Source organism: Flavobacterium sp. LC2016-12 (assembly GCF_015351595.1).
In the GTDB taxonomy this organism is placed as follows: domain Bacteria; phylum Bacteroidota; class Bacteroidia; order Flavobacteriales; family Flavobacteriaceae; genus Flavobacterium.
In genome coordinates this window covers 81,741-107,721 of the sequence record NZ_JADKPT010000010.1, presented here as the reverse complement: position 1 = coordinate 107,721, position 25,981 = coordinate 81,741, and the positions used below count along the sequence as shown (strand labels likewise).

The following is a 25,981-nucleotide window of genomic DNA, read 5'->3' as shown; positions in this document are numbered from 1 at the left end:
CTGATTATTTTCTTAAATTCTCAATAAATTCAACAACGGCACTATGAGAAACTGCATTTTTCTTAAAATGTGATTTTATTAAATGACGTTCTTCTTCATTAGCTTCAAATTGATTGATAATATTGTTTAAGTGCATTTTCATATGTCCTTCCTGAATTCCTGTTGTAGTTAACGAACGTAATGCAGCAAAATTTTGCGCCAAACCTGCAACGGCAACAATTTCCATTAATTCTTGTGCCGAAGGTTTTTCAAGCATTTCCAAGCATAATTTTACTAATGGATGTAAAGAAGTAAGTCCGCCAACAGTTCCTAAGGCAAGCGGGATTTCCAGCCAAAAAGTAAATATTCCGTTTTCAATTTTTGCGTGTGATAAACTTGAATATTGTCCATTTCGGGAAGCATAAGCATGAATTCCGGCTTCAACAGCGCGAAAGTCATTTCCCGTAGCCAGAATTACAGCATCGACCCCGTTCATGATGCCTTTGTTATGTGTTACGGCTCTAAAAGGCTCAACTTCGGCAATTTGAACAGCCTGAACAAAACGCTCTGCGAAATCCTGTGGATTAGTAATATGCTTTTCGGCTAAATCCTCAATTGGGCAGGAAACTTCTGCTCTAACAAGGCAATTAGGGACATAATTAGACAAAATGCTCATAATTACTTTAATAGTTTCTTCATCTGAAAAGAGATCAGACTGCTGAAATTCGTCTTTTAAAGTTGTAGCAAATTGCTCCAGACACGAATTAATGAAATTTGCACCCATACTATCTTTCGTTTCGAAAGTGGCATGTAGTTGGTAGTAATTTTCAAGTAAACTTCTTTTGTCTTTGAGTTTAATGTCTAAAATTCCACCTCCCCGCTGCTGCATATTTTTGGTAATATTTTGCGTGTCAGAAAAGAATTTTGATTTTATTTCGTCAAAGAAAGATTGTAGTTTATCAGCGTCTCCATTGAATATAAAATGTACCTGGCCAATCTTTTCAGTGTTAATTATAGTTGTTTTGAATCCGCCACGAGTGGCCCAATATTTGGCTGATTTTGAAGCTGCTGCAACAACTGAACTTTCTTCAATTGCCATTGGAATCGTTTTGTATTTTCCGTTGATTAAAAAATTAGGAGCAACTCCAAGTGGAATATAGAAGTTTGTGATGGTGTTTTCGATGAATTCATCATGCAATTGTTGAAGCTTGTCGTCTGAATTCCAGTAATTTCTTATAATAGTTAGGGCATCTTCAGGAGTTGAAAAATACTCATTTGCAATCCATTGTATTTTTTCTTTTTTGGATAATTTCGAAAATCCGGCAACAGCGTTGTTCATTCTCAGTATATTAAATAATAATGTGCTGACAAAGATACCAATTTAAGGGTTTTGTTTGCAATCTATTTAAAGTTTGAAAAGTACGCAATCGTTATTTTTTTTAACATTTAACACTTAAAATGTGTATTATGTTTATTTTTTTTACTAAAATTGGGCTCTTTTTATATTTAAAATAATTCTAATGAATACAAGTAAAATAACGGTAGTACTTTTATTTTTAGTTGCTACTGTATTTGGTCAACAAAAAATTACGGTCGAAAACATTTATGGTGGAACATTCCGGGCAAAAGGAATGGACGAATTACAATCCTTAAAAAATACAGATCAATATACTGTTTTAAATGTTGATCAGGCGAGCAAGAGCATGCAGATCGATTTGTATGATTTTGCAACTTTAAAAAAAGTATCTAATTTAATAGATACAAAAAATCATAAAGAGCTTGCGAAAGGAATTGACAGTTATACTTTTGATGCTTCGGAAAAAAAGATTTTAATTGCTTGTAATTCTAAACAAATCTTCCGTCACTCTTTCATAGCAGATTATTTCTTGTACGATATCGCTACTAAATCTCTAACGAAACTTTTTGATTTTCAAGTTCAGGAACCTACTTTCTCACCTGACGGAGCTAAAATCGCTTATGCTAAAGAAAATAACCTGTATGTATATGATGTAGCTTCTAAAAAATCAACTGCTGTTACTACCGATGGAAAGAAAAATGCCGTTATTAATGGTATTACGGACTGGGTTTATGAAGAAGAGTTTGCATTTGTCCGTGCTTTTGACTGGAGTAAAGACAGTAAAAAACTAGCTTATATTCGTTTTGACGAAAGTGCAGTTCCTGAGTTTTCGATGTCAATCTTTAAAAAAGATTTGTATCCAACAGTTGAAACATTTAAATATCCAAAGGCAGGAGAAAAAAATTCAGTAGTTTCATTACATATATATGATGCGACTGCAAATGCAACTAAAAAAGTTGATTTAGGAAATTATAATGACTTCTATATTGCAAGATTAGAATGGACAAATGATAATAATGTACTGTCAGCTCAGGTTTTAAATCGCCACCAGGATAATCTTGATTTATTATTTGTAGACGGAACAACAGCTACTCCTAAGGTTGTTTTAAATGAAAAAGACAAAGCTTATGTCGATGTTACAGATAATTTGACGTTCTTAAAGGATAACAGCTTTATCTGGACAAGTGAAAAAGACGGTTTTAATCATATTTATGTTTATGATAAAACAGGAAAGCTTAAAAATCAGGTTACAAAAGGAAACTGGGAAGTTGTGTCATACTACGGTTTCGACGAAAAAACAAAAACTATTTTCTATCAATCTACAGAAAATGGTTCAATCAACAGAGATATTTACAGAATTGGTTTAGACGGAAAGAATAAATTGCGTTTAACATCAAAAGTTGGAACAAGTGCAGCGACTTTTAGTCCTAATTTCCAATTTTTTATTAATACTTTCTCAAGTAATTTACAGCCTACAACTTATACTTTAAACGAGGCAAAAACTGGAAAAGAAATTCAGGTAATCGAAAACAATCAGGCTCTTGCCGATAAATTGAAAGCTTATAATCTTCCTGCAAAAGAATTCTTTGTTTTAAAAACAGCTAAAGGGAACGAGCTTAATGCATGGATTTTAAAGCCAAAAGATTTTGATCCTTCTAAAAAATATCCTGTTTTCATGTACCAATATTCTGGTCCTGGATCTCAACAAGTAAACAACGATTGGAATAACAGTGATGATTACTGGTTTTTGTCGCTTACACAACAAGGTTATATTGTTGCTTGTGTAGATGGCAGAGGTACAGGTTTTAAAGGTGCTGATTTCAAAAAAGTAACTCAAAAGGAACTTGGAAAATATGAAGTTGAAGATCAAATCGATGCGGCAAAAGTAATTGGAGCTTATCCATATGTTGATGCTTCAAGAATTGGAATCTTTGGATGGAGTTATGGAGGTTTTATGTCTTCAAACTGTATTTTTCAAGGAAACGATGTTTTCAAAATGGCAATTGCTGTTGCTCCGGTAACGAACTGGCGTTTTTACGATAGTGTTTACACTGAAAGATACATGCAGACTCCACAGGAAAATGCAAGCGGTTACGACCAAAATTCTCCAATAAATCACGTTGATAAATTAAAAGGTAAGTTTTTATTGATTCATGGATCAGCAGATGATAATGTTCATGTACAAAATTCAATGCAAATGATGGAAGCATTAATTCAGGCTAATAAACAATTTGATTCTCAGATATATCCAGATAAAAATCACGGTATTTACGGTGGTAAGACGAGAATTCAGCTTTATAATAAAATGACTAACTTTATCAAAGAAAATTTATAATATAACTTTATTAACCTTAAAACAATAATGAATAATATGGGAGAAACTCAAGTAAAAACTGCGCATCCAAAAGGACTTTGGGTATTGTTTGGAACGGAGATGTGGGAGAGATTCAATTTTTATGGAATGCGAGCTTTATTGACTTTATTTCTTGTGAACTCATTATTAATGAAGGAGGAAGAAGCTTCATTGATTTATGGTGGTTTTCTTGGACTTTGTTATTTAACGCCAATGTTGGGTGGTTTTGTAGCAGACCGTTTTTTAGGAAATAGAAATTGTATATTATTGGGTGGATTATTAATGGCAACAGGACAAATGTTGTTATTTACCAGTGGAAGTATTTTTGAAAATAATTTGCCTTTAGCTAAAATTATTATGTACTCTGCCTTAGGAGTTATTGTTTTTGGTAACGGATTCTTCAAACCAAACATTTCGAGTATGGTAGGGAGTTTATATCCTAAACAAGAGAAAACAAAATTAGACAGTGCTTTTACTATTTTTTATATGGGAATTAATATCGGGGCTTTCTTAGGTCAGTCGATTTGTCCTTTATTGGGAGATGTAAAAGATGCTGGTGGAATTAGAGATATCCATGCTTTTAGATGGGGATTCATGGCAGCTTCTGTAGCAATGCTTTTAGGAACAATTCTCTTCTATTTCCTTAAGAATAAATATGTGGTTTCTCCTGAAGGAAGACCATTAGGAGGTTTGCCTTCTAAAAATGAGGCTTCAGACTTTGAAGAAGGAGAGGCACAAAAAGCTAATTTTTCGAATAAATCTTTGGCAATTGCAGGACTTGCGTTTATTGCATTAGGATTCTTTTTTCATTATGTAGTTGGTCAGAATTTGATTTATACTTTGATTTATTCTAGTGGATTGTCATTGGCAGGATTGATTATTTCTGATACTTCATTGACTAAAATTGAAAGAGACAGAATTATTGTAATTTATATCGTTTCGTTCTTTATTATTTTCTTCTGGGCAGCTTTTGAGCAAGCTGGTTCATCGTTAACTTTTATTGCAGATAACCAAACAGACAGAAACTTCTTTGGTTTTTTAATGCCTCCATCAATGGTTCAGATTTTTAATGGACTATTTGTTGTAATTATGGCAGTGCCGTTTAGTATTTTGTGGGATACCCTAAGAGCTAAAGACAGAGAGCCTATTTCTCCGGTAAAATTAGCTGCGGGACTTGTGATAATTTCAATTAGTTTCTTTATGATCGCAACTCAGGTTTCATATATTGGAACTTCTGGATTGCTATTAGTAAAATGGCTTATTTTATTATATTTCTTAAATACATGTGCTGAGTTATGTTTGTCTCCAATTGGTTTATCATTGGTAGGTAAATTGTCTCCAAAACGTTTCGCTTCATTATTATACGGAGTATTCTTTTTGTCAAATGCGTCTGGTTATGCTTTAGGTGGAACTTTAGGGTCTATCTTGCCTGCAACTGGAGATAAATTTGCAAAAGCAAAAGAATTAGGAATCGATCTTCAAGCGGTTTTAGATAACAAAATTACACCAACTCCTGAGCAGTTAGCTTTATTAGATAAGCACCAAATTAGTGCTCATAACCACTTTTTTGCAGGATTTGAAATTCATAATTTATATGAGTTTTTTATGGTATTTGTGGTTCTTACTGGTATCGCAGCAATTATTTTATTTGCTTTGACTCCGTTCTTGAAAAAAATGATGCACGGTGTTAGATAATATGGAAAACAATACAATTACTCTAGAACAAATACAAAATTTTGAAGGTAAGTATCCGAAACAACTTTGGTACTTATTTCTGGTTGAAATGTGGGAACGTTTTTGCTTCTACGGAATGAGAGGTGTTTTAGCATTTTTCATGGTAGATCAATTAGGTTTACTTGAAGGAAAGGCTAATCTTCAATATGGAGCTATTCAGGCTTTTGTTTATGCTTTTACTTTTATTGGTGGAATATTCGCAGATAAGGTTTTAGGTTTTAAAAAATCACTACTTTTTGGTGGTATTATTATGATTTTGGGGAATTTGCTAATAGCAGCTTCTCCTCATGATTTCTTTTACTACGGAATAACTTTATCCATCATTGGAACGGGTTTCTTTAAGCCAAATGTTTCTTCAATGGTTGGTGAGTTGTATCATGAAAGTGATGGACGTAGAGATGCTGGTTACGGACTTTTTTACGCCGGAATCAATATTGGTGGGATGCTTGGAGGTGCAATTCCAATTTATTTAGGGAAGAATTATTCCTGGAGTTTATGTTTTCTATCGTCAGCGGTAGTTATGATTATTGGAGTGGTGACATTTCTTTTAACTAAAAAATATTTGGCTCCAATTGGGAATTCTCCTTTAGAAAATCAAACTCCTAAAAAGAGAAGAATGAACGAAATTGCAGTTTATCTTGGTTCGATAATCGTAATTCCGTTTATATATATCATGGTAATTAATTCTGATTATACAGATTATTTCATGTATACGATTGGAGTAATTGCAATTGGTTATTTTTTGTTCGAATTAATACAAATTAAAGAAAGAAAACAGCAATACAAATTATTGGCAGCATTCATTTTTATCTTTGGATATTTTATGTTTATGGCTATTTCTGAGCAATCTGGAGGATCTTTATCATTGTTTGCAAAAGATAATTTATCAAGCAACTTGTTGTTCTTTAATATTGATCCAAACGTGGTTAATAACAGTATCAATTCGCTGTATGTTATTATTTTTAGTCCTCTGGTTGGTATTTTGTGGATTTCACTTTACAAAAGAAAAATTGAACCCAATACCGTAATCAAATTTGGACTTTCCTTTATATTATTAGCGGCTGGTTTCTTTATTTTTTACAGTGCCAGATTTTTTATTGATCCGAAAGGGTTGAGTTCTTTAAATGTTTTTGCTTTAGGTTACTTAATTTATACACTTGGAGAATTGTGTATTGGTCCAATCGGAATGTCTGTAATTACTAAATTATCACCTAAACGTTTGTTTGGAATGATGATGGGATTATGGTTTCTTTCTAGTGCTTTTGGACAATTAGCTGCAGGAAAGCTTGGCTCTGAAATGTCTAATGCAAATACAGGAACAACTTTAATGTCTAAACTTATTGCTTATACAGATGGGTATTATCAATTAGCGCTTTATTCTCTTATTGCGGGTATCGTCTTGATAGTAACAACACCATTAATTAAAAAATTAATGCAAGAAGTAAAATAGACTACATTTATCGATAGATATTTTGTTTAAATTTGTAGAAAATTAAAGCAGCATGAAAAAGATATTTTTGATTACTTTCTTTTTAACTAGTGTGTTTACAATGCAATCGCAAGAGTTAAAATGGTATACAGATGTAAGAGAAGCCATTACTGAAAGTAATAAGGTGCACAAGCCAATGTTGATGTTTTTTACAGGAAGCGACTGGTGCGGATGGTGTATTCGTTTACAAAATGAAGTTTTAAAAACGCCTGAATTTACAAAATGGGCAGCTGAGAATGTAGTTTTAGTTGAATTGGATTACCCAAGAAGAACGCCTCAGACTCCAGAAATCAAAAATCAGAATAACGAATTGCAACAAGCTTTTGGGATTCAAGGATTCCCTACGATCTATTTTACAAGTGCAGAAGCAATAGATGGAAAAGTTAATTTTAAAGGCCTCGGACAAACGGGTTATGTAGCTGGTGGTCCTACAGCATGGTTGGCAGTTGCTAACGGAATTGTAAATCCTAAAAAATCTTAATAGATAAAAATTTTTTAATAAAAGTATGCGAAATCCCTATACATTGTATAGGGATTTTTTTTGTTTAGTAAGAAAAGGCATCTTTAATTTTGTTTCAAATTGTCGATTTAATATTTATTTACAATATAAAAAACACATAATGTATTTTTTGTATTAATTAAAATTGGAAAATTAAAATATTATGTTAATTTCGTTATGCTAATCTAACCAAAACCAAAATAACATGAGCAAAAAATTACTTATCCTACTATTTTTTTTAGGTTCATTTTTTATGCATGCGCAGAATTTAGTTTGGAGAACTAATATGACTGATGCGATTGCTATTAGTAATGAACAAAGAAAACCAATGTTAATTTTATTCACTGCCTCAGGTGTACCAGAAAATCTTCAAAATGAAATCTTCAAAACTCCAGACTTTGCCGTTTGGTCACGTGATAATGTCATTTTAGTAAAGCTTGATTTGTCTGATTCATCTGCGTCTGATAGTGATAGAGAGCAGAACGTAAAACTTAAAAATGCTTTTGGTGTTGAAGAACTGCCTGAAGTTTGTTTTGCGCTGGCATCCATTCGCAAAAACAAAACTACTTTTAGTGCGTTAGGTAAAAATGCCTACAAACCAGGCGGAGCAAAAGCATGGATCGCAGAATCGAATGCACTTTTGCATCCAAGCGAATAATATTTTAATTATTTTTTTAGTTTAATCTAAAGAATCCCTTTTCATTTGTAGAGTGAAAAGGGACTCTTTTTTTATAGCAGGAAGTTTTCCAATATTCTTGAATTGAGTAAGAATTGGAGCCATCCGCTATAACTATTTTTGGATGTAAATCTTCCAAAGCACGATCTAAATTTATTTTTGGAGATGCGATCAACATAAGGATATCTGGTTTGCTCTTCTTTTCATAAATCCCGGAGCTATCTATCAATAAAATTTTCTTCCCATCAAAAAATAAGACATTTTTAATTTTTTTTATGGATTTTAAAACCCCAAAATTTGCAACGAAATAAGTTTCTAAAACGTTGTTTTTTGAGTCTTTTTCTGATAACGCATTATTTGTAAAAAGGCTTATGTCTCTGCCAATTCTTTCAGTAATAATGGTTTTTTTCTTCGTATGGAAAATAATAAATTCTTTTTTGCTTTCAATTTCTTTTTTGGTTTGTATGAAGGAAATCTGAACCAGAACTATAGTAACTAGTGTAATAAGAAGTTTGTTGTAACAAGGTTTTTTAAACCATTTGATACTTGCTATTAAAAACAAATAAAAAGAAATTAAATGATAGGAATTAAAGCTTATGTCTTTAATTACAAATGATTCGAAGGAAGCTACAAAATGAATAATCTGATTTAAAATAAAAATACTTTTTTCAAAAATTTGAATTATAATTATGTGACAGTTTGTAAAGACAGAAATAAGCATAACTACAATACCAACTATCATTATAAAAGATAAGACAGGAAGAATTAGAATATTGGTAACAAAAAATAGTGCTGGAAATTGATGAAAATAGTAAAGGCAAATAGGGAATGTGCCAATTTGAGCTGCGAATGAAACAGTCAGAGCTTCCCAGAGATATTTGACTATTTTCTTCTTTGGTAACCATATGTTTTTTAATAATGGCTGTAGCCAAAGGATAGAAAATAATGCAATGTAACTTAATTGGAAACCTGCATCAAATAAAAAATAAGGCTCAAAAAGTAATATCAAAAAAATAGAAACTAGTAAAGTATGATAAGTATTGCTATTTCTGTGCAAATGATTTGCTATTGCTAAAAACGAAAACATGACTACAGATCGTAATACAGGTGGTGACAGTCCTGAAACAATTGCAAATAGGGCCAATGAAAAAATAATGGTAGCTAATTTTATCAGTGAGCCCTTTTTAGTATTCGGAATAGGTTTTAGAATAAATAAAATAAGTAACATTATATAACCAACATGCAATCCAGAAACAGATAGTACGTGCGTAACTCCCGAAAATTGATAATCCTGTTTTATATCTGATGAAATTTCTTGTTTCTGGCCTAATATTAAAGCCAGTGCAACATTCATTTCGGTTTTATTAAATTTTGCTTTTTCCAGATTGTAAATAATCCTTGAATGCAAACGCGAAGTATAAAACCAGATATCTTTTTTGATCTTTTTATTAACCTCGATATTTAATTTTGAAATATAAATTTGAGCATAAATTTGTTTGTTATCGAGGTATTTGCTATAGTCAAATTGGTTGGGATTTTTTGGCAGACTATTGTGTTGTAAAATAGTTTTTACACGAATACTGTTTCCAACAAGTAAAGAATTGTTAATGCTGTCCTTTGTTACATTTACAATGATTCTGCCAGAGTAGTATTTATTATCAATGTGATTAATAAGACCAATATATTGATCATTGTAATCATTACCTTTTAATTTTTCTTTTATAGTCAGATTGATGTAATGCGGACTTTCAAAAGCATTTTTGTAATGGATGTAATTTGACTTTTGAAGAGAATCACTATTGATTGATAATGCGATAAAGCCAATGCAAAACGAAGTGTAATAAGAGCTTAATCCAAACAGTGTATTCAGTTTTTTATTCTTTTTTGAAAAAATATAAGAGAATGAAAAAAATAATAAACCGAAGGAAATTGATAATACTGAAATTATAATTGGAGGTACCCAATAATACGCTGCTAAAATGCCAAAAACGAAGCTAAAAGTTATTTTAGCCAATGGGAAATCTAATACTTTCATGTTATAAAAGTATTAAAAATTTGTAAGAAAAATAATATATTTAGTATTAATCGACGACTCTGTTAATCTGAGCAAAAGAATTTTTGTAATATGGCTCTTTTGTCGACGAAATTATAACACCTTTTGAAGTAGAAGAATGTACAAATTGTATCTCATCAGATTTTACTTCTGTAATTAATCCGACATGATTGATTTGTCTGCTTTTATTGGTTTTGAAGAAAATTAAATCGCCTTTTTTGGCATCATCAATATTGATTACTTTTCCAATTTTAGACTGCTCATAAGAACTTCTGGGAAGTTTTATATTTTCAGATTCAAAGGAAGTAAACACTAATCCGGAGCAATCAAAGCCACTTTTAGTAGTTCCGCCAGCTTTGTATTTGACTCCAATATTATCAGTTGCATTTTCAATTAAATGATTGACAATAGATCTATTTTCCCGTTTGGTTTCTTTTTTACTTACTGCATTTGAAGTTGATTTACAAGATGTAAAAGCAACGGTTAGTAGAAGAAAAACGAGTATTTTTTTCAAAATAAGAAATGTTTAAAGTTGCTTTAAATCGGCTACAATTAATTTAGCCGTTTTTTTACTGGCACCAACTCCTCCTAATTTTTGCTCTAAAATATCATAATTTTTAAGCAGTTTTTCACGATACTGAGGTTCAAGTAATTTTTGAAGTTCTTCTTTGATGCGTTTCGTGTTACAATCAGCCTGAATTAATTCGGTTACAACTTCCTTATCCATAATTAAATTGACCAAAGAAATGTATTTTAGCGTAATAATTCGTTTTGCAATTTGATAAGAGATATTGCTTCCTTTATAACAAACAACTTCTGGAACTTTAAAAAGAGCGGTTTCTAATGTTGCTGTTCCGGATGTTACTAATGCAGCGGTGGAAGAACGTAACAAATCATAAGTTTTATTTGAAACAAATGCGATATTTTCGTTAGAAATAAATTGCTTATAAAACTCATATTCCTGACTTGGTGCACCAGCAATTACAAATTCATAATCCTTAAAGTCGTCAACAACACTAAGCATCACACTAAGCATTTTGGTAATTTCCTGTTTGCGGCTTCCTGGTAAAAGTGCGATAATAGGCTTGTCTCCTAATTGATTTTCTTTTCTAAAAACTGCTTCGTCAAAAGGTGGCTGATTCTGAATAGCATCAATCAACGGATGTCCAACAAAATCTACCGGAAAATGATGTTTGTCTTCATAAAAGCTTTTTTCAAAAGGTAAAATCACAAACATTTTATCGACATCTTGTTTGATGGCTTTGATTCTATTTTCTTTCCATGCCCAGATTTGAGGTGAAATATAGTAATGTGTTTTGTAATTCAGTTCTTTAGCCCATTTTGCAATACGCATATTAAACCCAGGGTAATCAATAAATATCAGAACGTCCGGTTTGAACTCCAAAATATCTTTTTTGCAAAAAGTAATATTGCTTAAAATAGTTTTCAAATTAAAAATAACTTCAACGAAACCCATGAAAGCCAATTCGCGATAGTGTTTTACTAAAGTTCCTCCGGCTTTTTGCATCAAATCACCTCCCCAAAATCTAATTTCGGCCTGAGGATCTTCCTCATATAATGCTTTCATTAAATTAGAACCATGTAAATCTCCGGAAGCTTCACCAGCTATGATGTAATATTTCATATGAATTTTTTTGACAGTAGTTTCTGTTCTAAAGACAGAAATTATTTTTGCAATACAAAGATAAGATTTAAATAAACAAAGTCGAAATTGCCAGAACAATCACGGCCAAAACCACTCCGCGAGCCATCAATTCTTTGTCTCTTTTTAATAAAATTAAAAATACAGCAAGATCTAAAAGAGTACCCAGAGTAATTATTTTTCCTAAATAACCATAGTGCTTGATGGTTTGAATTCCTGATGAAATATCAAAAGTGGTAAAGAATGTGATAAACAAATAACTACCAAGAAGCGCCGTAAATATTCCGATAATAAAACCAATAAGGATGTCTGTTTTATTCATTTAATTTCCATGTATTAAGTTGTTGCATAGTATGATGTGCTGTTAAATCAAATTGTACAGGAACGACTGAGATGTAACCATTTTCCAAGGCCCATTCATCAGTGTCTTCGCCTTTATCTTCATTTGTGAATTTTCCTGTAAGCCAGTAATAGTCTTTTCCGTAAGGAGTTTGACGTTTGTCAAATTTTTGGGCATAATAAGCTTTTGCCTGACGACAAATTTTTATTCCTTTAATTTCTTTTTCTTTTAATTTTGGGAAATTAACATTTAAGACTACTCCGGCCGGTAGTTTGTTGGCAAGGGTTTCGAGTGCAATTTTTTTGACAAATGATTTAATGGGTTCAAAATCGGCATTCCAGTCAAAATCTAATAAAGAAAAACCAATAGCCTGAATACCTTCGATTCCCGCTTCAACAGCGGCACTCATTGTTCCCGAGTAAATTACATTTATAGAAGAATTTGAACCGTGATTGATTCCTGAAACGCACAGATCAGGTTTTCTATGCAGGATTTCGTTTACTGCTAATTTTACACAATCGACAGGTGTTCCGGAACAGCTGTATTCGGTAATAGTATCATTTTCTTTTGAAATTTTATCCAGAAATAATGTATTATTGATGGTTATAGCATGCCCCATTGCACTTTGAGGTTTGTCGGGAGCGACAACGATTACATCTCCAATAGTTTTCATAACACTTATCAAAGCCCTGATTCCGGGAGCTAAAATTCCATCATCATTAGTTACTAATATCAAAGGTTTTTCATTTTTCATTCGTGGATGTCATTTGTGAATTGTCAAAATTAAAGCTTGTTAAAGCAAATGTAGTAACAGATTTTGGTAGAATACTAACAAATAAATAAAAATTGTCAACTAAATTAAAGAACGTTTTCGTGCATTAAACATTTTTATATCTTTAACAAAAAATTATAGTGAACTTGGCTGTCTTGGCATAGTTTTTACCGTAACTTAGATTAAAAAATTGATGAATGCTATTATTAAATTTATGAAAAGAAATTATAAAATACTTATAGCCGTATTATGCTTGTCATTAACCTTATTTGCTTTTAAAATAAATGCAGATAAGTCAGAAGATCCGGACCCAAATAGAGATAAAACACTTTTAGAATTACTTGCATTTGTTATCGAAAAAGGACATTATAGTCCGGCAGAAATAAATGATGAGTTCTCTAAGGGAATTTTTAAAGATTATATTGATGCTTTAGATCCTTCAAAAAGGTTCTTTTTACAGTCTGATATTGATGAGTTTAAGCAATATGAGCTGCAATTAGATGATCAGTTTTTGAATAAAGATCTGACGTTTTTCAATTTGACTTATACCAGATTGATGAAGAGAATGGAAGAAAGCAAAAAACGTTATAAAACGATTTTGGCTCAACCTTTCAATTACAACGTTGACGAGACTTTTAATGCAGATTATGAGCATATTCCTTATGCTAAAAATGCAACGGAAATCAATGAAAGATGGAGAAAACAAATTAAATTATCTACACTTTCATCTCTTGTTACGAAGCAAAAATTAGAAGAAGATAAAAAGAAAACAGATCCTGCTTACAAAGTAAAATCTTTTGAAACTTTAGAAAAAGAAACTCGTGAGAGTTCTTTAAAATCTTTAGATGATAATTTCAGTTTAATTAAAGATTTGAACAAAGAAGACTGGTTTTCTGTGTATGTAAACTCGATCATGACACGTTTTGATCCGCATACAAGTTATTTTGCACCTGAAGAAAAAGACCGTTTTGATGTAAACATCAGCGGAAAATTAGAAGGAATCGGAGCAAGGTTAACAAAGAAAAATGATTTTACTCAAATTGATGAGTTGATTTCTGGTGGACCAGCATGGAAAGGAAAACAACTTGAAGCCGGAGATTTAATTTTGAAAGTAGCACAAGGAAATGAGGAGCCTGTAGATGTTGTAGGTATGCGTTTGGATGATGTTGTGAAGAAAATTAAAGGTCACAAAGGAACCGAGGTAAAACTTACAGTTAAAAAAGTTGATGGAAGTATTAAAGTGATTTCAATTATCAGAGATGTGGTTGAAATTGAAGAAACATACGCTAAATCAAGTATTGTAGAAAGAAACGGATTGAAATACGGTGTTATTTACTTGCCTAAATTCTATATTGATTTTGAAAATAAAGATGGCCGTGATGCCGGAAAAGATATTGCTCTTGAAGTAGAAAGATTGAAAAAAGAAGATATCAACGGAATCGTACTTGATGTTCGTGATGACGGTGGTGGATCTTTGTCTACAGTAGTTGATATTGCAGGTTTATTTATAGAAGAAGGGCCAATTGTTCAGGTAAAATCTGCAGGAAAAAAGAAAGAAGTTTTATACGATAAAGATAAAAAAATCGAATGGGACGGACCATTAGTAATTATGGTAAACAGTTTCTCAGCTTCGGCTTCAGAGATTTTGGCTGCTGCAATTCAGGATTACAAACGTGGAGTAATTATAGGAAGTAAGCAAACTTACGGAAAAGGTACCGTGCAAAACGTTTTAGATCTAAACCAATTTGTTCGTAATGCAAATTATGGAGATTTAGGTGCTTTGAAAATTACGGGACAAAAGTTTTACAGAATCAACGGTGGCTCAACTCAGTTAGAAGGTGTGCATAGTGACGTTGTAATGCCAGATCGTTACGCTTACTTAAAAATGGGTGAACGCGACATTGACAACGCAATGCCATGGGATAAAATTGATCCGGCTGATTACAATACCTGGACTTCAAATGAGAAATTTAATCAGGCGATTGCAAACAGTAGAAGTAGAATTGCAGGAAATGCTCAATTTAAATTAATTGAGGATAATGCGAAGTGGATTGATGTTAAAAACAAAGAAAACACTTATAGTTTAAATATCAATAGCTTTAAAGCGACTCAGGAACAAGTTGAAAATGAAGGTAAAAAATACAAACCAATTTCAGATTACAAAAACAATTTGGTTTTTAAATCTTTGCCTTACGAAGAGCTTGAAATGAATAACGATGCTACTTTAAAAGAAAAAAGAGAAGCTTGGCATCAGGCTTTAGCTAAAGACGTTTATGTTGAAGAAGCACTAAATGTTTTGGATGATTTACAAACTAAAGGTTTAGTGAAAAATAGTGTTACTCCTAAAATGAAAAAAGATAAATTAGTTAAATCTTAATTTTACAAAGATAATTTGTTATTAAACGCTCCGAAAAATAATTTTTTCGGAGCGTTTTTTTTGTAAGTTTAATGAATAAATATGGCTTATAAATGAGGAATTATATTTTATTAGGTTTGATGATTTTGATGTCAGTTTCATGTAAAAAAGAAATAACAGAAGACACTGTTGAAAATGATTTGAAAGACACTGAATCCAATTTTGTATCCAATCAGACTCGTTCAGATTCGATTTATACTTATTTATATTTACCAACTTCAACAACTAAACAAATTGTAAAGCATAAGTATTATACACTTTCGTATAATGAAAAATTCGAACAAGCCGAATGGGTTGCCTATGAATTGAAAAAAGAATATCTTAAAAATAATGATTTTAAAAGACCTTATTTTATAGAGGATCCAAAAGTAACAACTGGTTCTGCAGATTGGAGAAACTATAAAAAATCAGGTTATGACAAAGGGCATCTTTGCCCAGCAGGCGATATGGAGTTCGATAAAGAAGCTTACAATGATACATTTTACACTTCAAATATCTCGCCTCAAAAACATGATTTTAATAGGGGAATCTGGAATCGATTAGAACAGAAAACACGTTATTGGGCTGGAAAGTATAATGATATATATATCGTAACAGGAGGTGTTCTGAAAGATTCAGACAAAAAAATAGGAACAGAAAAAGTTGCTGTCCCTAAGTATTTTTATAAAATTATTTTGGCTAAATCAGGAAAGGAGCATAAGACAATCGCTTTCTTGGTTCCGAATGAAGATAGCGATAAGTCAATTTATGATTTCGTTGTTCCAATTGAAACTTTGGAAAAAATGACCGGAATTGATTTCTTTCCGAATTTAAAAAACTTAAAAAGTAGTAAGAGCTTTTAATTCAGCTATAGTATGTGTTGGGCTTTCGGCTTTAAATACAAAGCTTCCTGCGACTAAAACATCTGCTCCGGCTTCTACTAATTGTTTTGCGTTTTTGCTGGTTACACCGCCATCAATTTCAATAATAGTCGAGGCGTTTTTACGAGTAATCAAAGCTTTTAGTTTCTCTACTTTAGTATAAGTGTTTTCAATAAATGATTGTCCTCCAAAACCTGGATTTACACTCATAATAAGTACTAAGTCAATGTCGTTGATTACATCTTCTAATAAATCGATATTGGTATGTGGGTTTATTGCAACTCCCGCTTTCATTCCTTCAGCTTTAATAGCTTGTAGCGTTCTGTGTAAGTGCGTGCAGGCTTCATAATGTACAGTTAGGATATTTGCTCCTAAATCAGCAAAAGTTTTAATGTAACGATCTGGATCAATGATCATCAAATGTACGTCGATTGTTTTTTTAGCGTGTCTTGAAATCGCTTCCAAAACTGGCATTCCGAAAGAAATATTCGGAACAAAAACCCCGTCCATAATGTCAATATGAAACCAATCAGCCTGACTGTTATTGATCATTTCGATATCGCGTTGTAAATTGGCAAAATCGGCTGCCAGAACAGAAGGAGCAATAAGTGTATTCTTCATTTTTTGTAGTTGTGTGTTGTTTTTGCAAAGATAAATTTTTAACCGCAAAGTTCGCAAAGGTTTACGCAAAGTTTATTTAACAACAAAGCCGCAAAGATTACACAAAGGCCGCAAAGAATTTTGGTAAGTTTTGTTAAAAATGATAAGTTCACAAAGCTTTGTGAACTTTGTGTTTTCCACATTCCAACAGATAAAAAAAATTATGTGGTCGCTGTGGTAAAAAAAATATCTATAAAATAAAAAACTCCGGTAATCAGCCGGAGTTTCAATCATCAATCAAAAAACGAACAGTCAATCAAACTGTTGTTTGCTTTACGGTCCAATATAGGCAGTTTCGCAATAAATTCCAAATTCCAATAAAATAATTGGGATTTGGAATTTCTAATATTGGATTTTGTGGGGTTTTATCCCAAATAAGTTTTAAGAATTTTACTTCTTGAAGTATGTTTTAATCTACGGATTGCTTTTTCTTTAATCTGACGTACACGCTCACGAGTTAAGTCGAAAGTTTCTCCAATTTCTTCTAATGTCATTGGGTGTTGATCACCAAGACCAAAATACAAACGAACAACATCAGCTTCTCTAGGAGTTAATGTTTCTAATGAACGTTCAATTTCAGTACGTAATGATTCGTGAATTAATTCTCTGTCCGGGTTTGGAGATTCACCAGAACGTAAAACGTCATAAAGGTTAGAATCTTCTCCTTCAACAAGAGGTGCATCCATTGATAAGTGACGACCAGAGTTTTTCATAGACTCTTTTACGTCATTTACGGTCATGTCAAGTTCTTTTGCAATTTCTTCAGCAGAAGGCGGACGCTCATTAGATTGCTCTAATAACGCATACATTTTGTTGATTTTATTGATAGAACCAATTTTGTTTAATGGTAAACGAACGATACGAGATTGTTCTGCCAAAGCCTGAAGGATCGATTGACGAATCCACCAAACTGCGTAAGAGATAAATTTGAAACCACGCGTTTCATCAAAACGTTGAGCGGCTTTAATTAATCCTAAGTTTCCTTCGTTAATTAAATCAGGAAGCGTTAATCCTTGATTTTGATATTGTTTAGCAACCGATACTACGAAACGTAGGTTGGCTTTTGTAAGTTTTTCTAAAGCTCTTTGATCACCAGCCTTTATTCTTTGTGCTAATTCTACCTCTTCATCAGCGGTAATTAGGTCAACTTTTCCGATTTCTTGTAGATATTTATCTAACGATGCAGTTTCACGATTGGTTACCTGCTTGGTGATTTTAAGTTGTCTCATTTTCTTGTCTCCTTATTTTTAAAGTGTACGAATGGTTATACGTATGAAGTTTCAAAAAGGTTACAATTAAATGAAAAATATTTTTTAAAATTTATAAGTTATCCCAGATTGAATAGATAAACTATATGGTTTAGGCTCTTTATCATTTTTAAAAGTAGTAAGATAATATTTGAAAATTGGATTAAAATCTGCCTGAAGATGCTCTGTTAATTTATAGTTGAAGCCTATTCCTAAATTAAAAGATATATTCATTTTATTTAGGTTTTTGGTCGAGCCAATTCCTTCGCTTTCTAGATTATTAGAAGAAAGATACAATTGATTTGCATCTGAAATTAAAGTGCTGAACCCTGTAAAAGCTTCCATTCCAAAGGGGGTTTCATCTTTTTTTAAGGCATAATTAAACTCTAAAGGGATTTCATAGTATGATATTTTTTGGACCAAGCGAATATCTTCGTCATTTTGCATAACATTGTAAATGTTATTATTACTCAACACCATATTGTCGAAATTTATATTAGATTGATTATTTAAGTGGTTTGATATTTTTAAATTTATTTTAGCAAAACCGGCTTTAAATCCATATTTGCCCCACATTGATTTAAAATAAAATCCGTAATGGGAAGTTACCGGATGACTTTTTGAAACATTTGAAAAACTTTCATTTAAAGTAGATGCATTTGATAAAGATCCAAAAATTGCCGGACCGTAATAAACAGAAACAGAATATTCGGCATCATCTTCGTTTTCCTGTTCTGGATAGTCTTTTTTTATGTATTCTCTTTTTGGAGTTTGTTTCTTTTGTGGTTTTGGCGCGACGCTGTCTTTTTTGATTGTTTCTACTTCTGTTGCTGTTTTTTCTGTATTTGAAATAGGAGTCTGTGTTTCTGTATTTTTATTTACAGAAGTCTTTTTTTCTTTTGGCTCAGAAGTTTTTTTTACTGTCTTAATTGCTGACTTTTTTGTGCTTTTTACTGTTTTTTTCTTGTTTTTTGATGTCGTTTTTTTACCAGTTTTTGCAACATTCTCTTTAATGTTTGTTTTTACTGCTTTTGTAGTTGAATTTTTATGGGTTGTGGTAATGGTTTTATTCTTTTTTATAACCACTTTATACTTTTTTACCACTTCATATTCTTCATATTCATCTGTAGAAACAAGTAATTTTGAAGATTGTTTTATTAGTTTTTCTGTTCGGCTTTTTTTGATTGTTGTTTTTGTTTCGCTCGATTTTGCCGTAGTTGATTTTGCTGTTGGAGTGCTTTTCGAAATAGTTGTTTTTATTTCTTGAGATTGAACAGATTTATTATTATCCTGCGTTTGATTCGATGGAGAAGCAGAAACTTGTTTTTGCTCTAAACTTACTTCATTAGTATTACTCTGATTTATAAAAAACAAAGTTGCGATACCAACAAGTAATAAACTCGGAACAAGCCAAAATAAAATTCGTCTTTTTCTTTTTTTGTCCAAATCATTTTCGATTGATTCCCACAAGCGATCAGTCGGCTTCTTGTCCAGAAGTTCAAGTTTATCTTTGAATAATTTTCCTATTTCTTTTTTATTTTCCATGGTTTATTTGAGGATTATGGAATGTGTTTTTTGAAGTAATTTTTTCTTTTAAAATTAATTTTGCTCGATGTAGATTAGATTTAGAAGTGCTTTCGCTAATTGAAAGCATTGTTGCAATTTCTTTATGTGAGTATTCATCCAACTCATATAAGTTAAAAACTAACCGATACTGATGAGGAAGTTCCTGAACTAATGCTAGTAGATAATCGATTGAATAATCAATTTCATTATCATTAATAAGAACCTCTTCAGAAAAGTCATCTTTAATGGGAGTTAAAAAACTAGAATTCCGATATCTGTTAATCGCTTTATTTATGGTTATTCTTTTAATCCAGCCTTCAAAACTTCCCGTTCCTTTAAAGTTTTTGATATTGGTAAATATTTCAATAAACGCGTCATGAAGATTATCTTCAGCCTCAGAATCATTTTGGCAATACTTTAAACTTATTACAAAAAGGCTCTTGTAAAACTGTTTATAAAGTTCTTCCTGAGATTTCCGGTTTTGCTTTATGCAACCTTTTATGAGTTGATCTAAATTCAAAAAAGAGTTTTTTAAGGTTTTTAAATATAAGAAATTGAAGGCTTTAAATGCATTTGTTTTAAAAGTATCTTATCACCCTCGCCTGAGTGGTGCTTTTTTGAGGAATTTTTGGAGTTGCAATTTTTTCTCCCGTTTTAAAATCAATTGTTAAAACCGTTTTTTCGTCACTTTCGGTTGAACTCCAGTAATTTAAGTTCGAAAAACCTCCTATATTCTTTAAGTATAGGTTTTTATATATCAGCTCTAATTCATCAGTTGATGGTAAAAACCAGTCAGTATAAAAATATTGACTATATTTTACGGCATCTTTAGCTTGAACAGTTCCATTATTTCCATTATTGCAGATAGATGGATTTAGATAATAGTTGACCATATTATCGTGATGATTAACTATTTGTGCTGTATTAAAGTAACCATGTCCTAATTCAGTATTTCTTGCCGTTATTATTGATGATTTAGAGCAACCCCATTCGGAGTCTTTTAAATCTTTAGTAGCAACTTCCATATATCGCCATCCAAAACTATATTCGCCTTTGTCATAAAAAACAATTCCTTTTGCCGGACCGGTATCTCCAATTTTATAAGTTGCTGTGGATTCGAATATTATTTCGAGATTAATATTTTTTGGAAGTGCCTTTATACTAATTATAACACCATTCATTTCAATTTCTCTGTCAACGCTCCAGTATTTTGCAATAGCAGAATCTCCATCTAGTTTTATATTTAGATGTAGCTTATCATCGACAAAAAGAAAAAACCACGTTCCGGAATATTGTTTGTTATCGTAATAAAAAAGCATGGAACCACCTGGGTTTATTGAAAACTTTCCACTGAAATAAGTGTTATCTCCTGTTTCGGAATACTTCACTTTCCAAAAATATTTTTTAGGATTTTCTGCTGGAGGCGCAAACAAGTCATTACAATATTTTATAATATCTTCACGGGTACAGTTTTTTAGAGCTATATTTAATTCTTCATTGTTGTTGACAGAATAAGTTGTATTATCTGCCAAAGTGGTCGTAATGGGATAACTGATGCTTAACGATTGCCCATCTGAAAGATTTTCTAAAACTGCGCTAAAGTTAGCATCACTAATTATGTTTTTTATACCGATCGAATTTAAATTGCTATCGTACAAGCGTAAATTTAGAGGATAAATAAATTCAACGCACGGAGGTACTTCGCCTTCCTGAACTGCTTCATCAGAAGTTGTTTTCTGTAAAGTTTTATATAATTCAGAATCTTTTTGAATTACCTTTTCGGGATTACCTTTTTCAATGCTTACTAATTGATGTAGATTATCGTCAAAATCTGAACATCCAAATGCTACAAATAATAATAGTAAAGTTCCGGTAATATTTACTTTCGTTACAAAATTTTTCATCTTGATGACTTTTTAGTGTGGTTTATAATTAATAGTCTATAAATGTCAAAAAGGTTGCGTTGCAATTAGTGAAAAATTAAAAGTCCCAGCTCAATAATGAGTTGGGACTTAAATATCTTTGATTTTTAATCTAAAAAATAATGTTCTTTTTATTTTACGTTGATTGTTTTAGTAACATAAACCGGTTTTCCTTCTTCAGTAAATCCTTCCAGAACAACTTCGAAATCTCCTTTAATATCGGAAGTATAAAAAGAAACATTTTCTTCTTTTTCTTCTAATTTTAAATTTGGTTTCCATAGTAATTGATATCTGTAATCTGGAATTCGCTGTAAATTATTTCCGGCAATATAGGCTGGATTATTATATATTTTCTCTGGATTTGGACGTTGAATTTCCATCGTCTTCAAATATTTCTTTGCATAAGTAGAGGCGAAATCACTGTTTTTGGTTTCAAAACTGATCATTCCACCATATAAATTTGGTCCATAAACATAAGGTTCATTTATAAGGCTGACTTTGTCAACATTTCCCATATTGTAATCAAACAAATCACTTGGATCTTGTATAAGCAGTCCATCAACGATTACTAAAGGCGGTCCATACATTTCTAAATCTTTATGATCGTTACGAACACGTAGTTTGTATTTGCCATTTTCTCTGCGATAATAAAGCTCAACAATAACTTCGACCACATTTTCTTTCAAAGTTGGGAAACGAGTATAGTCATCTAGCACATATGTTTTTTCTATTGTATTAAAGAATGGGCTTATTACTGCTTCAGTTACCAGGCTATCTTTTTTAATTTGATAATAGGCATTTTGAATTTGACTTGCTGTTGATCGTTCTTCGATATCTTTTTTTAGATCGGGTGTTAGATTCAGTTTTGATGTAAATTGTAAAGATGAAGTGTCAAATTTAGGGAATGGATCAAAAACGATACTATAATCAGAACTTTTTTCATCGATGACCTGTATAATAGCATCTGAGAAATTTGGAAATTTATCTAATAAAAAAGCAAATTTTCCCTGATTATTTGTTTGAACTATTTTTAATACAAATTCTTTCCCTGGCAATGAAAGTGAAACGGATTTATCATTAATTGGAAGACCACTTTTAGAGACAATTGTTCCAGTAATTAATTCAGATCTTAATTCTGGCACATAATTAAAAAAAGTAGTTTCATAATTACTATAATTAGCAGCTGTTTTTTTTGCAAAGTCTTGTGGACTTAGTTGTTTTAAAGTTGGAATCTGATCTATTTTTCGAATAGAAAGAGAATAATTTCCTTTCTCGATCGATGCTGTAATCGATTTGATTTTTAAGTTTGCCTTTTCTCTAGTGTAATAGCTATTCTTATCTAATTCAAAATCAACTCTTTTTTCGTCAGTAAGATTTGAAGCAGATTCACTTTTAATGCCTGTGATCGTACTTTTTATAGTAGGATCAAAAGTAATATTGTCATTTGGTTCCTGAGTTTGAAATGGATTAATAATGAAAATTTCTATTTCATTTGTTTGGGATTTTGGATTATTTAGCATCCATTTTGTGTAAGCTATAATTTTATAACTGCCCGTTTTCAAAGTGGTGGGTATAAAATACTCACCGGCACCAATTCCTTTTTCAAGATAAACTTTGTTTTTCTGGAGCGAATTTTTATCATGGTCTATCAGTTCAACATATGCTATTTTGCTTATCAAACTTGGTGTATTGTTGATTGGGTTTAAAGAAAATAATTTATAATACAATGTTTCTCCTGTTAGGAAGGTTGTTGTATTAGAATGAAGAAAAATCGTTTCCTGCATTGAGGTGTTTAGATTTTGACTTTTGTTTTGAGAATTGCTGTTTTGTGCAGAAACACATAAATTGCTCAATGCTAAAAGAGTTAAAATCAAAAGATGTTTAATTCGATCCAAATTGTTGGTGTGATTGTATATTAAAAGTTGTTTCATAAATTTTTAAAAAAGGATTAATTTACCCAAAAAGGAGGAACGATATTAGATGAAAAAGTGGTGCAGTCTCCACACGGAGAATTTACCATGTAATATAAATTTAAAGCTTCATTTGCTGAAAAATGAACTAAAGTATAGGATCTAATACGCGAACGCAGAATTGCTCCTTTACATTCTGGATTTTCTGGGTCATCACAATTCTTAAATTCTTGTATTTCGCAGTTACTTTCATAATAAGGAGGAAGAGGTTCATTTGGAAATAAATCAGCATAATTGAAGTAAATTCTTTCCGATGAAACAGCAGAAACTTCAAAAAAACCAATCACTTTTTCTGAAGGATTTTCGACAGATTTTATGTTTCCGTAGAAGAAACCTGGTTGTTTTGGCGAAAGAATACTTTCAGATGATGATAAATCTCTTAAGGTCTTGTAGTAAGAATAAGCTGCTAAATTTTGAATATACTGTTTTACAAAAATTGTATAACGATGTGATATAATATAGTTCTGGTCGCTTATAAAACGTACTGGAAAATGTACACGGTCTTCACTACTGCTATTAGTGTTGTTTAAAATAATTGCCTCAGAATTTTTGGTCGAATAGCATGTTTTAGTTTCCATGGTTCTTGGGCTTATTAAGATACTGGTACCACTGGCTAAAGCGGTGGTCTGTCTGAAATCCCACATTGGTGCTATGATTTTATAAGTTTCCGCGTATTCGTATCTGTAATATTTCGATGTATTAGTCGGGTCATAACTATTTACATTTATTTGAACACCTCTTTGTCCACTAACGGTCTCTACCGTTGCGGTCACATTATCAATTTTAGTCTCTGTAGTTAATATTTGTTCGTCAGAAGTATAATTTTTGCCTTCTTTTGTTCTTATTTTTAATTGATATTTTCTTCCCGGCTCGGCTTTAAATTGATTTATAGAAACATAAAGAGTATCTTTTTGTTCAAATTGATACTCATTTCCCTGATCATCCGAAACAAAAACATTTGCCCCTGTTTCAAATTCAGGTCCGGTTTCATCAAGTTTATAAACTTGAGAAAGTTTAACGATTTGATTTTTAAACTCATTTGTAATTGTTCCCTCAACAACAAGTGCACTTTCAAAATCTGTGTTTTTAAAAGCGTATTGCTCTGTGCAGCCTGTTATAGCGAGTGCCAGAAAAAGAAAAATTAAGAATTTATATTTAATGCAATATTTCATAAAATTTTTTAAAAAAAAAGAAAATTATTCTACCCAAAAAGGCGGGACAATGTTGGATGAAAAAGTTGTGCAATCTCCACACGGAGCTTTTACCATAAAATAAACTTGGCCACTATTTGAAAAGTGCACTGCTGAATACGATCGGATTAGAGAACGCAAGATGGCTCCCTTACAAGGCGGATCGCCATCACAATTCTTGTATTCTTGTATTTCGCAATTACTTTCATAATAAGGAGGAAGCGGTTCATTTGGAAATAAATCTGCATAGTTAAAATAAATCCTTTCAGAAGAAACGGCAGAAACTTCGAAGAATCCGATAACTTTTTCCTCTGGGTTTTCTACTGATTTTATATTTCCATAAAAGAAACCTGGCTGCTTAGGTGAAAGAATGTTTTCAGAAGTTGATAAATCCCTTAAAGTTTTGTAATAACTATAAGCTGCTAAATTTTGAACAAATTGTTTTACAAAGATGGTATAGCGATGTGAGATAATATAGTTTTGATCACTAATAAAACGTACAGGGTAGTGAACACGATCTTCACTTAGACTATTAGTACTATTTAAAAGAATTTTATCTGATTTTTTAGTTGAAAAACAAGTTTTACTTTCATAAGTACGAGGTGTTACTACGATATCTTCTCTTGCTGGGGTACCAGGCAATCCATTTATGGGATCGGGTGGAATTGCTGGAACATTGACTACATTGGTTTCTCTGAAATCCCACATAGGAGCAATGATCTTATAAGTTTCGGTATACTCATATCTGTAATATTTAGAACTGTTTGCAGGGTCATAACTGTTTACATTGATTTGAACACCGCGCTCTCCATTAACGTTTTCTACAGTTGCAGTTACATTGTCTATCTTAGTTTCTGTGGTTAATATTTGTTCGTCAGAAGTATAGTTTTTACCTTCCTTGGTTCTTATTTTTAATTGATATTTTCTTCCTGGTTCAGCTTTGAATTCTGTAATAGAAGTGTAAACAGTATCCTTTTCTTCAAACTGGAATTCATTTCCCTGATCATCCGAAATAAAAACATTTGCTCCTTTTTCAAACTTTGGCCCAGTTTCATCAAGTTGATAAACCTGAGAAACTCTTATAACTTGATTTTTAAGTTCATTGGTAACCGTTCCTTCGACAACTAAAGCACTTTCAAAATCAGTATTTTTGAAAGCATATTGTTCTGTACAGCTAGTTATAGCAAGCGCCAGAAGAAGGAAAATAGAATATTTATATAGTAATGCTTTCATAT

21 protein-coding genes and 1 pseudogene are annotated in these 25,981 nt (G+C 31.9%); 7 read left to right on the top strand and 15 right to left on the bottom strand.

Annotated features, from left to right (window positions below):
* Nucleotides 1–4: 4 nt before the first annotated feature.
* Complete coding sequence (locus IRZ99_RS15790) at nucleotides 5–1,318, bottom strand: hydroxymethylglutaryl-CoA reductase, degradative (protein WP_194658180.1); 1,314 nt, start codon at nucleotides 1,316–1,318, stop codon at nucleotides 5–7.
* A gap of 181 nt (nucleotides 1,319–1,499) precedes the next feature.
* On the opposite strand from IRZ99_RS15790, the gene IRZ99_RS15785 reads away from it, so the two are divergent.
* From IRZ99_RS15785 to IRZ99_RS15765, 5 genes are all read left to right on the top strand, one after another.
* The gene (locus tag IRZ99_RS15785) at nucleotides 1,500–3,671 is read left to right on the top strand and encodes a S9 family peptidase (protein ID WP_194658179.1); all 2,172 of its coding nucleotides are present in this window, start codon (nucleotides 1,500–1,502) and stop codon (nucleotides 3,669–3,671) included.
* Nucleotides 3,672–3,707: 36 nt separating this feature from the next.
* Nucleotides 3,708–5,384, top strand: coding sequence for a peptide MFS transporter (locus IRZ99_RS15780; protein WP_194658178.1), 1,677 nt, complete (start codon nucleotides 3,708–3,710; stop codon nucleotides 5,382–5,384).
* 1 nt (nucleotide 5,385) lies between these two features.
* Entirely contained in the window at nucleotides 5,386–6,873 is a 1,488-nt protein-coding gene (locus tag IRZ99_RS15775; RefSeq protein ID WP_194658177.1) for a peptide MFS transporter, read from the top strand.
* Between the two features lie 52 nt (nucleotides 6,874–6,925).
* Nucleotides 6,926–7,393 carry a thioredoxin fold domain-containing protein gene (locus IRZ99_RS15770; RefSeq protein ID WP_194658176.1) on the top strand — a complete coding sequence of 156 codons (468 nt, stop codon included), beginning with the start codon at nucleotides 6,926–6,928 and terminating at the stop codon, nucleotides 7,391–7,393.
* A gap of 223 nt (nucleotides 7,394–7,616) precedes the next feature.
* Nucleotides 7,617–8,069, top strand: coding sequence for a thioredoxin family protein (locus tag IRZ99_RS15765; protein WP_194658175.1), 453 nt, complete (start codon nucleotides 7,617–7,619; stop codon nucleotides 8,067–8,069).
* Between the two features lie 16 nt (nucleotides 8,070–8,085).
* Here the strand turns inward: IRZ99_RS15765 and IRZ99_RS15760 are convergent, their stop codons facing one another.
* The 6 genes and pseudogenes from IRZ99_RS15760 to surE form a co-directional block, all read right to left on the bottom strand.
* Nucleotides 8,086–9,441, bottom strand: coding sequence for a ComEC/Rec2 family competence protein (locus IRZ99_RS15760; RefSeq protein ID WP_228519107.1), 1,356 nt, complete (start codon nucleotides 9,439–9,441; stop codon nucleotides 8,086–8,088).
* A gap of 123 nt (nucleotides 9,442–9,564) precedes the next feature.
* Nucleotides 9,565–10,122: pseudogene (locus IRZ99_RS21215) on the bottom strand (ComEC/Rec2 family competence protein); the annotation flags it as partial.
* A gap of 46 nt (nucleotides 10,123–10,168) precedes the next feature.
* Nucleotides 10,169–10,654, bottom strand: a complete 486-nt coding sequence (locus IRZ99_RS15755) for a C40 family peptidase (RefSeq protein WP_194658173.1) — start codon at nucleotides 10,652–10,654, stop codon at nucleotides 10,169–10,171.
* Between the two features lie 12 nt (nucleotides 10,655–10,666).
* A complete protein-coding gene (lpxB, locus tag IRZ99_RS15750) occupies nucleotides 10,667–11,785 on the bottom strand; it encodes a lipid-A-disaccharide synthase (RefSeq protein WP_194658172.1) in 1,119 nt (372 codons plus the stop codon).
* A gap of 67 nt (nucleotides 11,786–11,852) precedes the next feature.
* Nucleotides 11,853–12,125: a hypothetical protein gene (locus IRZ99_RS15745; protein WP_194658171.1), complete on the bottom strand. Its 273-nt coding sequence runs from the start codon at nucleotides 12,123–12,125 to the stop codon at nucleotides 11,853–11,855.
* Entirely contained in the window at nucleotides 12,118–12,897 is a 780-nt protein-coding gene (surE, locus tag IRZ99_RS15740) for a 5'/3'-nucleotidase SurE (RefSeq protein WP_194658170.1), read from the bottom strand. Before surE ends, IRZ99_RS15745 begins: the two co-directional genes overlap by 8 nt.
* Nucleotides 12,898–13,108: 211 nt before the next feature.
* Here surE and IRZ99_RS15735 point away from each other — a divergent pair, with 211 nt between their 5' ends.
* Together IRZ99_RS15735 and IRZ99_RS15730 are read left to right on the top strand one after the other, a co-directional pair.
* On the top strand, nucleotides 13,109–15,292 hold the full coding sequence (locus tag IRZ99_RS15735; RefSeq protein WP_194658169.1) for a carboxy terminal-processing peptidase: 2,184 nt from the start codon (nucleotides 13,109–13,111) through the stop codon (nucleotides 15,290–15,292).
* A gap of 92 nt (nucleotides 15,293–15,384) precedes the next feature.
* On the top strand, nucleotides 15,385–16,173 hold the full coding sequence (locus IRZ99_RS15730) for a DNA/RNA non-specific endonuclease (protein ID WP_194658168.1): 789 nt from the start codon (nucleotides 15,385–15,387) through the stop codon (nucleotides 16,171–16,173).
* Here the strand turns inward: IRZ99_RS15730 and rpe are convergent.
* The 8 genes from rpe to IRZ99_RS15690 form a co-directional block, all read right to left on the bottom strand.
* A complete protein-coding gene (rpe, locus tag IRZ99_RS15725) occupies nucleotides 16,150–16,812 on the bottom strand; it encodes a ribulose-phosphate 3-epimerase (RefSeq protein ID WP_194658167.1) in 663 nt (220 codons plus the stop codon). The two genes, IRZ99_RS15730 and rpe, sit on opposite strands and share 24 nt — an antisense overlap.
* A gap of 404 nt (nucleotides 16,813–17,216) precedes the next feature.
* Nucleotides 17,217–18,080 (bottom strand): RNA polymerase sigma factor RpoD/SigA, encoded by an 864-nt coding sequence (locus tag IRZ99_RS15720; RefSeq protein WP_007804760.1) that lies wholly within the window; start codon nucleotides 18,078–18,080, stop codon nucleotides 17,217–17,219.
* A gap of 84 nt (nucleotides 18,081–18,164) precedes the next feature.
* Nucleotides 18,165–19,643, bottom strand: a complete 1,479-nt coding sequence (locus IRZ99_RS15715; protein ID WP_194658166.1) for a hypothetical protein — start codon at nucleotides 19,641–19,643, stop codon at nucleotides 18,165–18,167.
* Nucleotides 19,633–20,184 carry an RNA polymerase sigma factor gene (locus IRZ99_RS15710; protein WP_194658165.1) on the bottom strand — a complete coding sequence of 184 codons (552 nt, stop codon included), beginning with the start codon at nucleotides 20,182–20,184 and terminating at the stop codon, nucleotides 19,633–19,635. Before IRZ99_RS15710 ends, IRZ99_RS15715 begins: the two co-directional genes overlap by 11 nt.
* Nucleotides 20,185–20,242: 58 nt before the next feature.
* Nucleotides 20,243–21,568, bottom strand: coding sequence for a hypothetical protein (locus tag IRZ99_RS15705; RefSeq protein WP_194658164.1), 1,326 nt, complete (start codon nucleotides 21,566–21,568; stop codon nucleotides 20,243–20,245).
* 149 nt (nucleotides 21,569–21,717) lie between these two features.
* On the bottom strand, nucleotides 21,718–23,517 hold the full coding sequence (locus IRZ99_RS15700; RefSeq protein WP_194658163.1) for a hypothetical protein: 1,800 nt from the start codon (nucleotides 23,515–23,517) through the stop codon (nucleotides 21,718–21,720).
* Nucleotides 23,518–23,534: 17 nt separating this feature from the next.
* Nucleotides 23,535–24,728: a DUF4249 domain-containing protein gene (locus IRZ99_RS15695; protein WP_194658162.1), complete on the bottom strand. Its 1,194-nt coding sequence runs from the start codon at nucleotides 24,726–24,728 to the stop codon at nucleotides 23,535–23,537.
* A gap of 24 nt (nucleotides 24,729–24,752) precedes the next feature.
* A complete protein-coding gene (locus IRZ99_RS15690; RefSeq protein WP_194658161.1) occupies nucleotides 24,753–25,979 on the bottom strand; it encodes a DUF4249 domain-containing protein in 1,227 nt (408 codons plus the stop codon).
* Nucleotides 25,980–25,981: the final 2 nt, after the last annotated feature.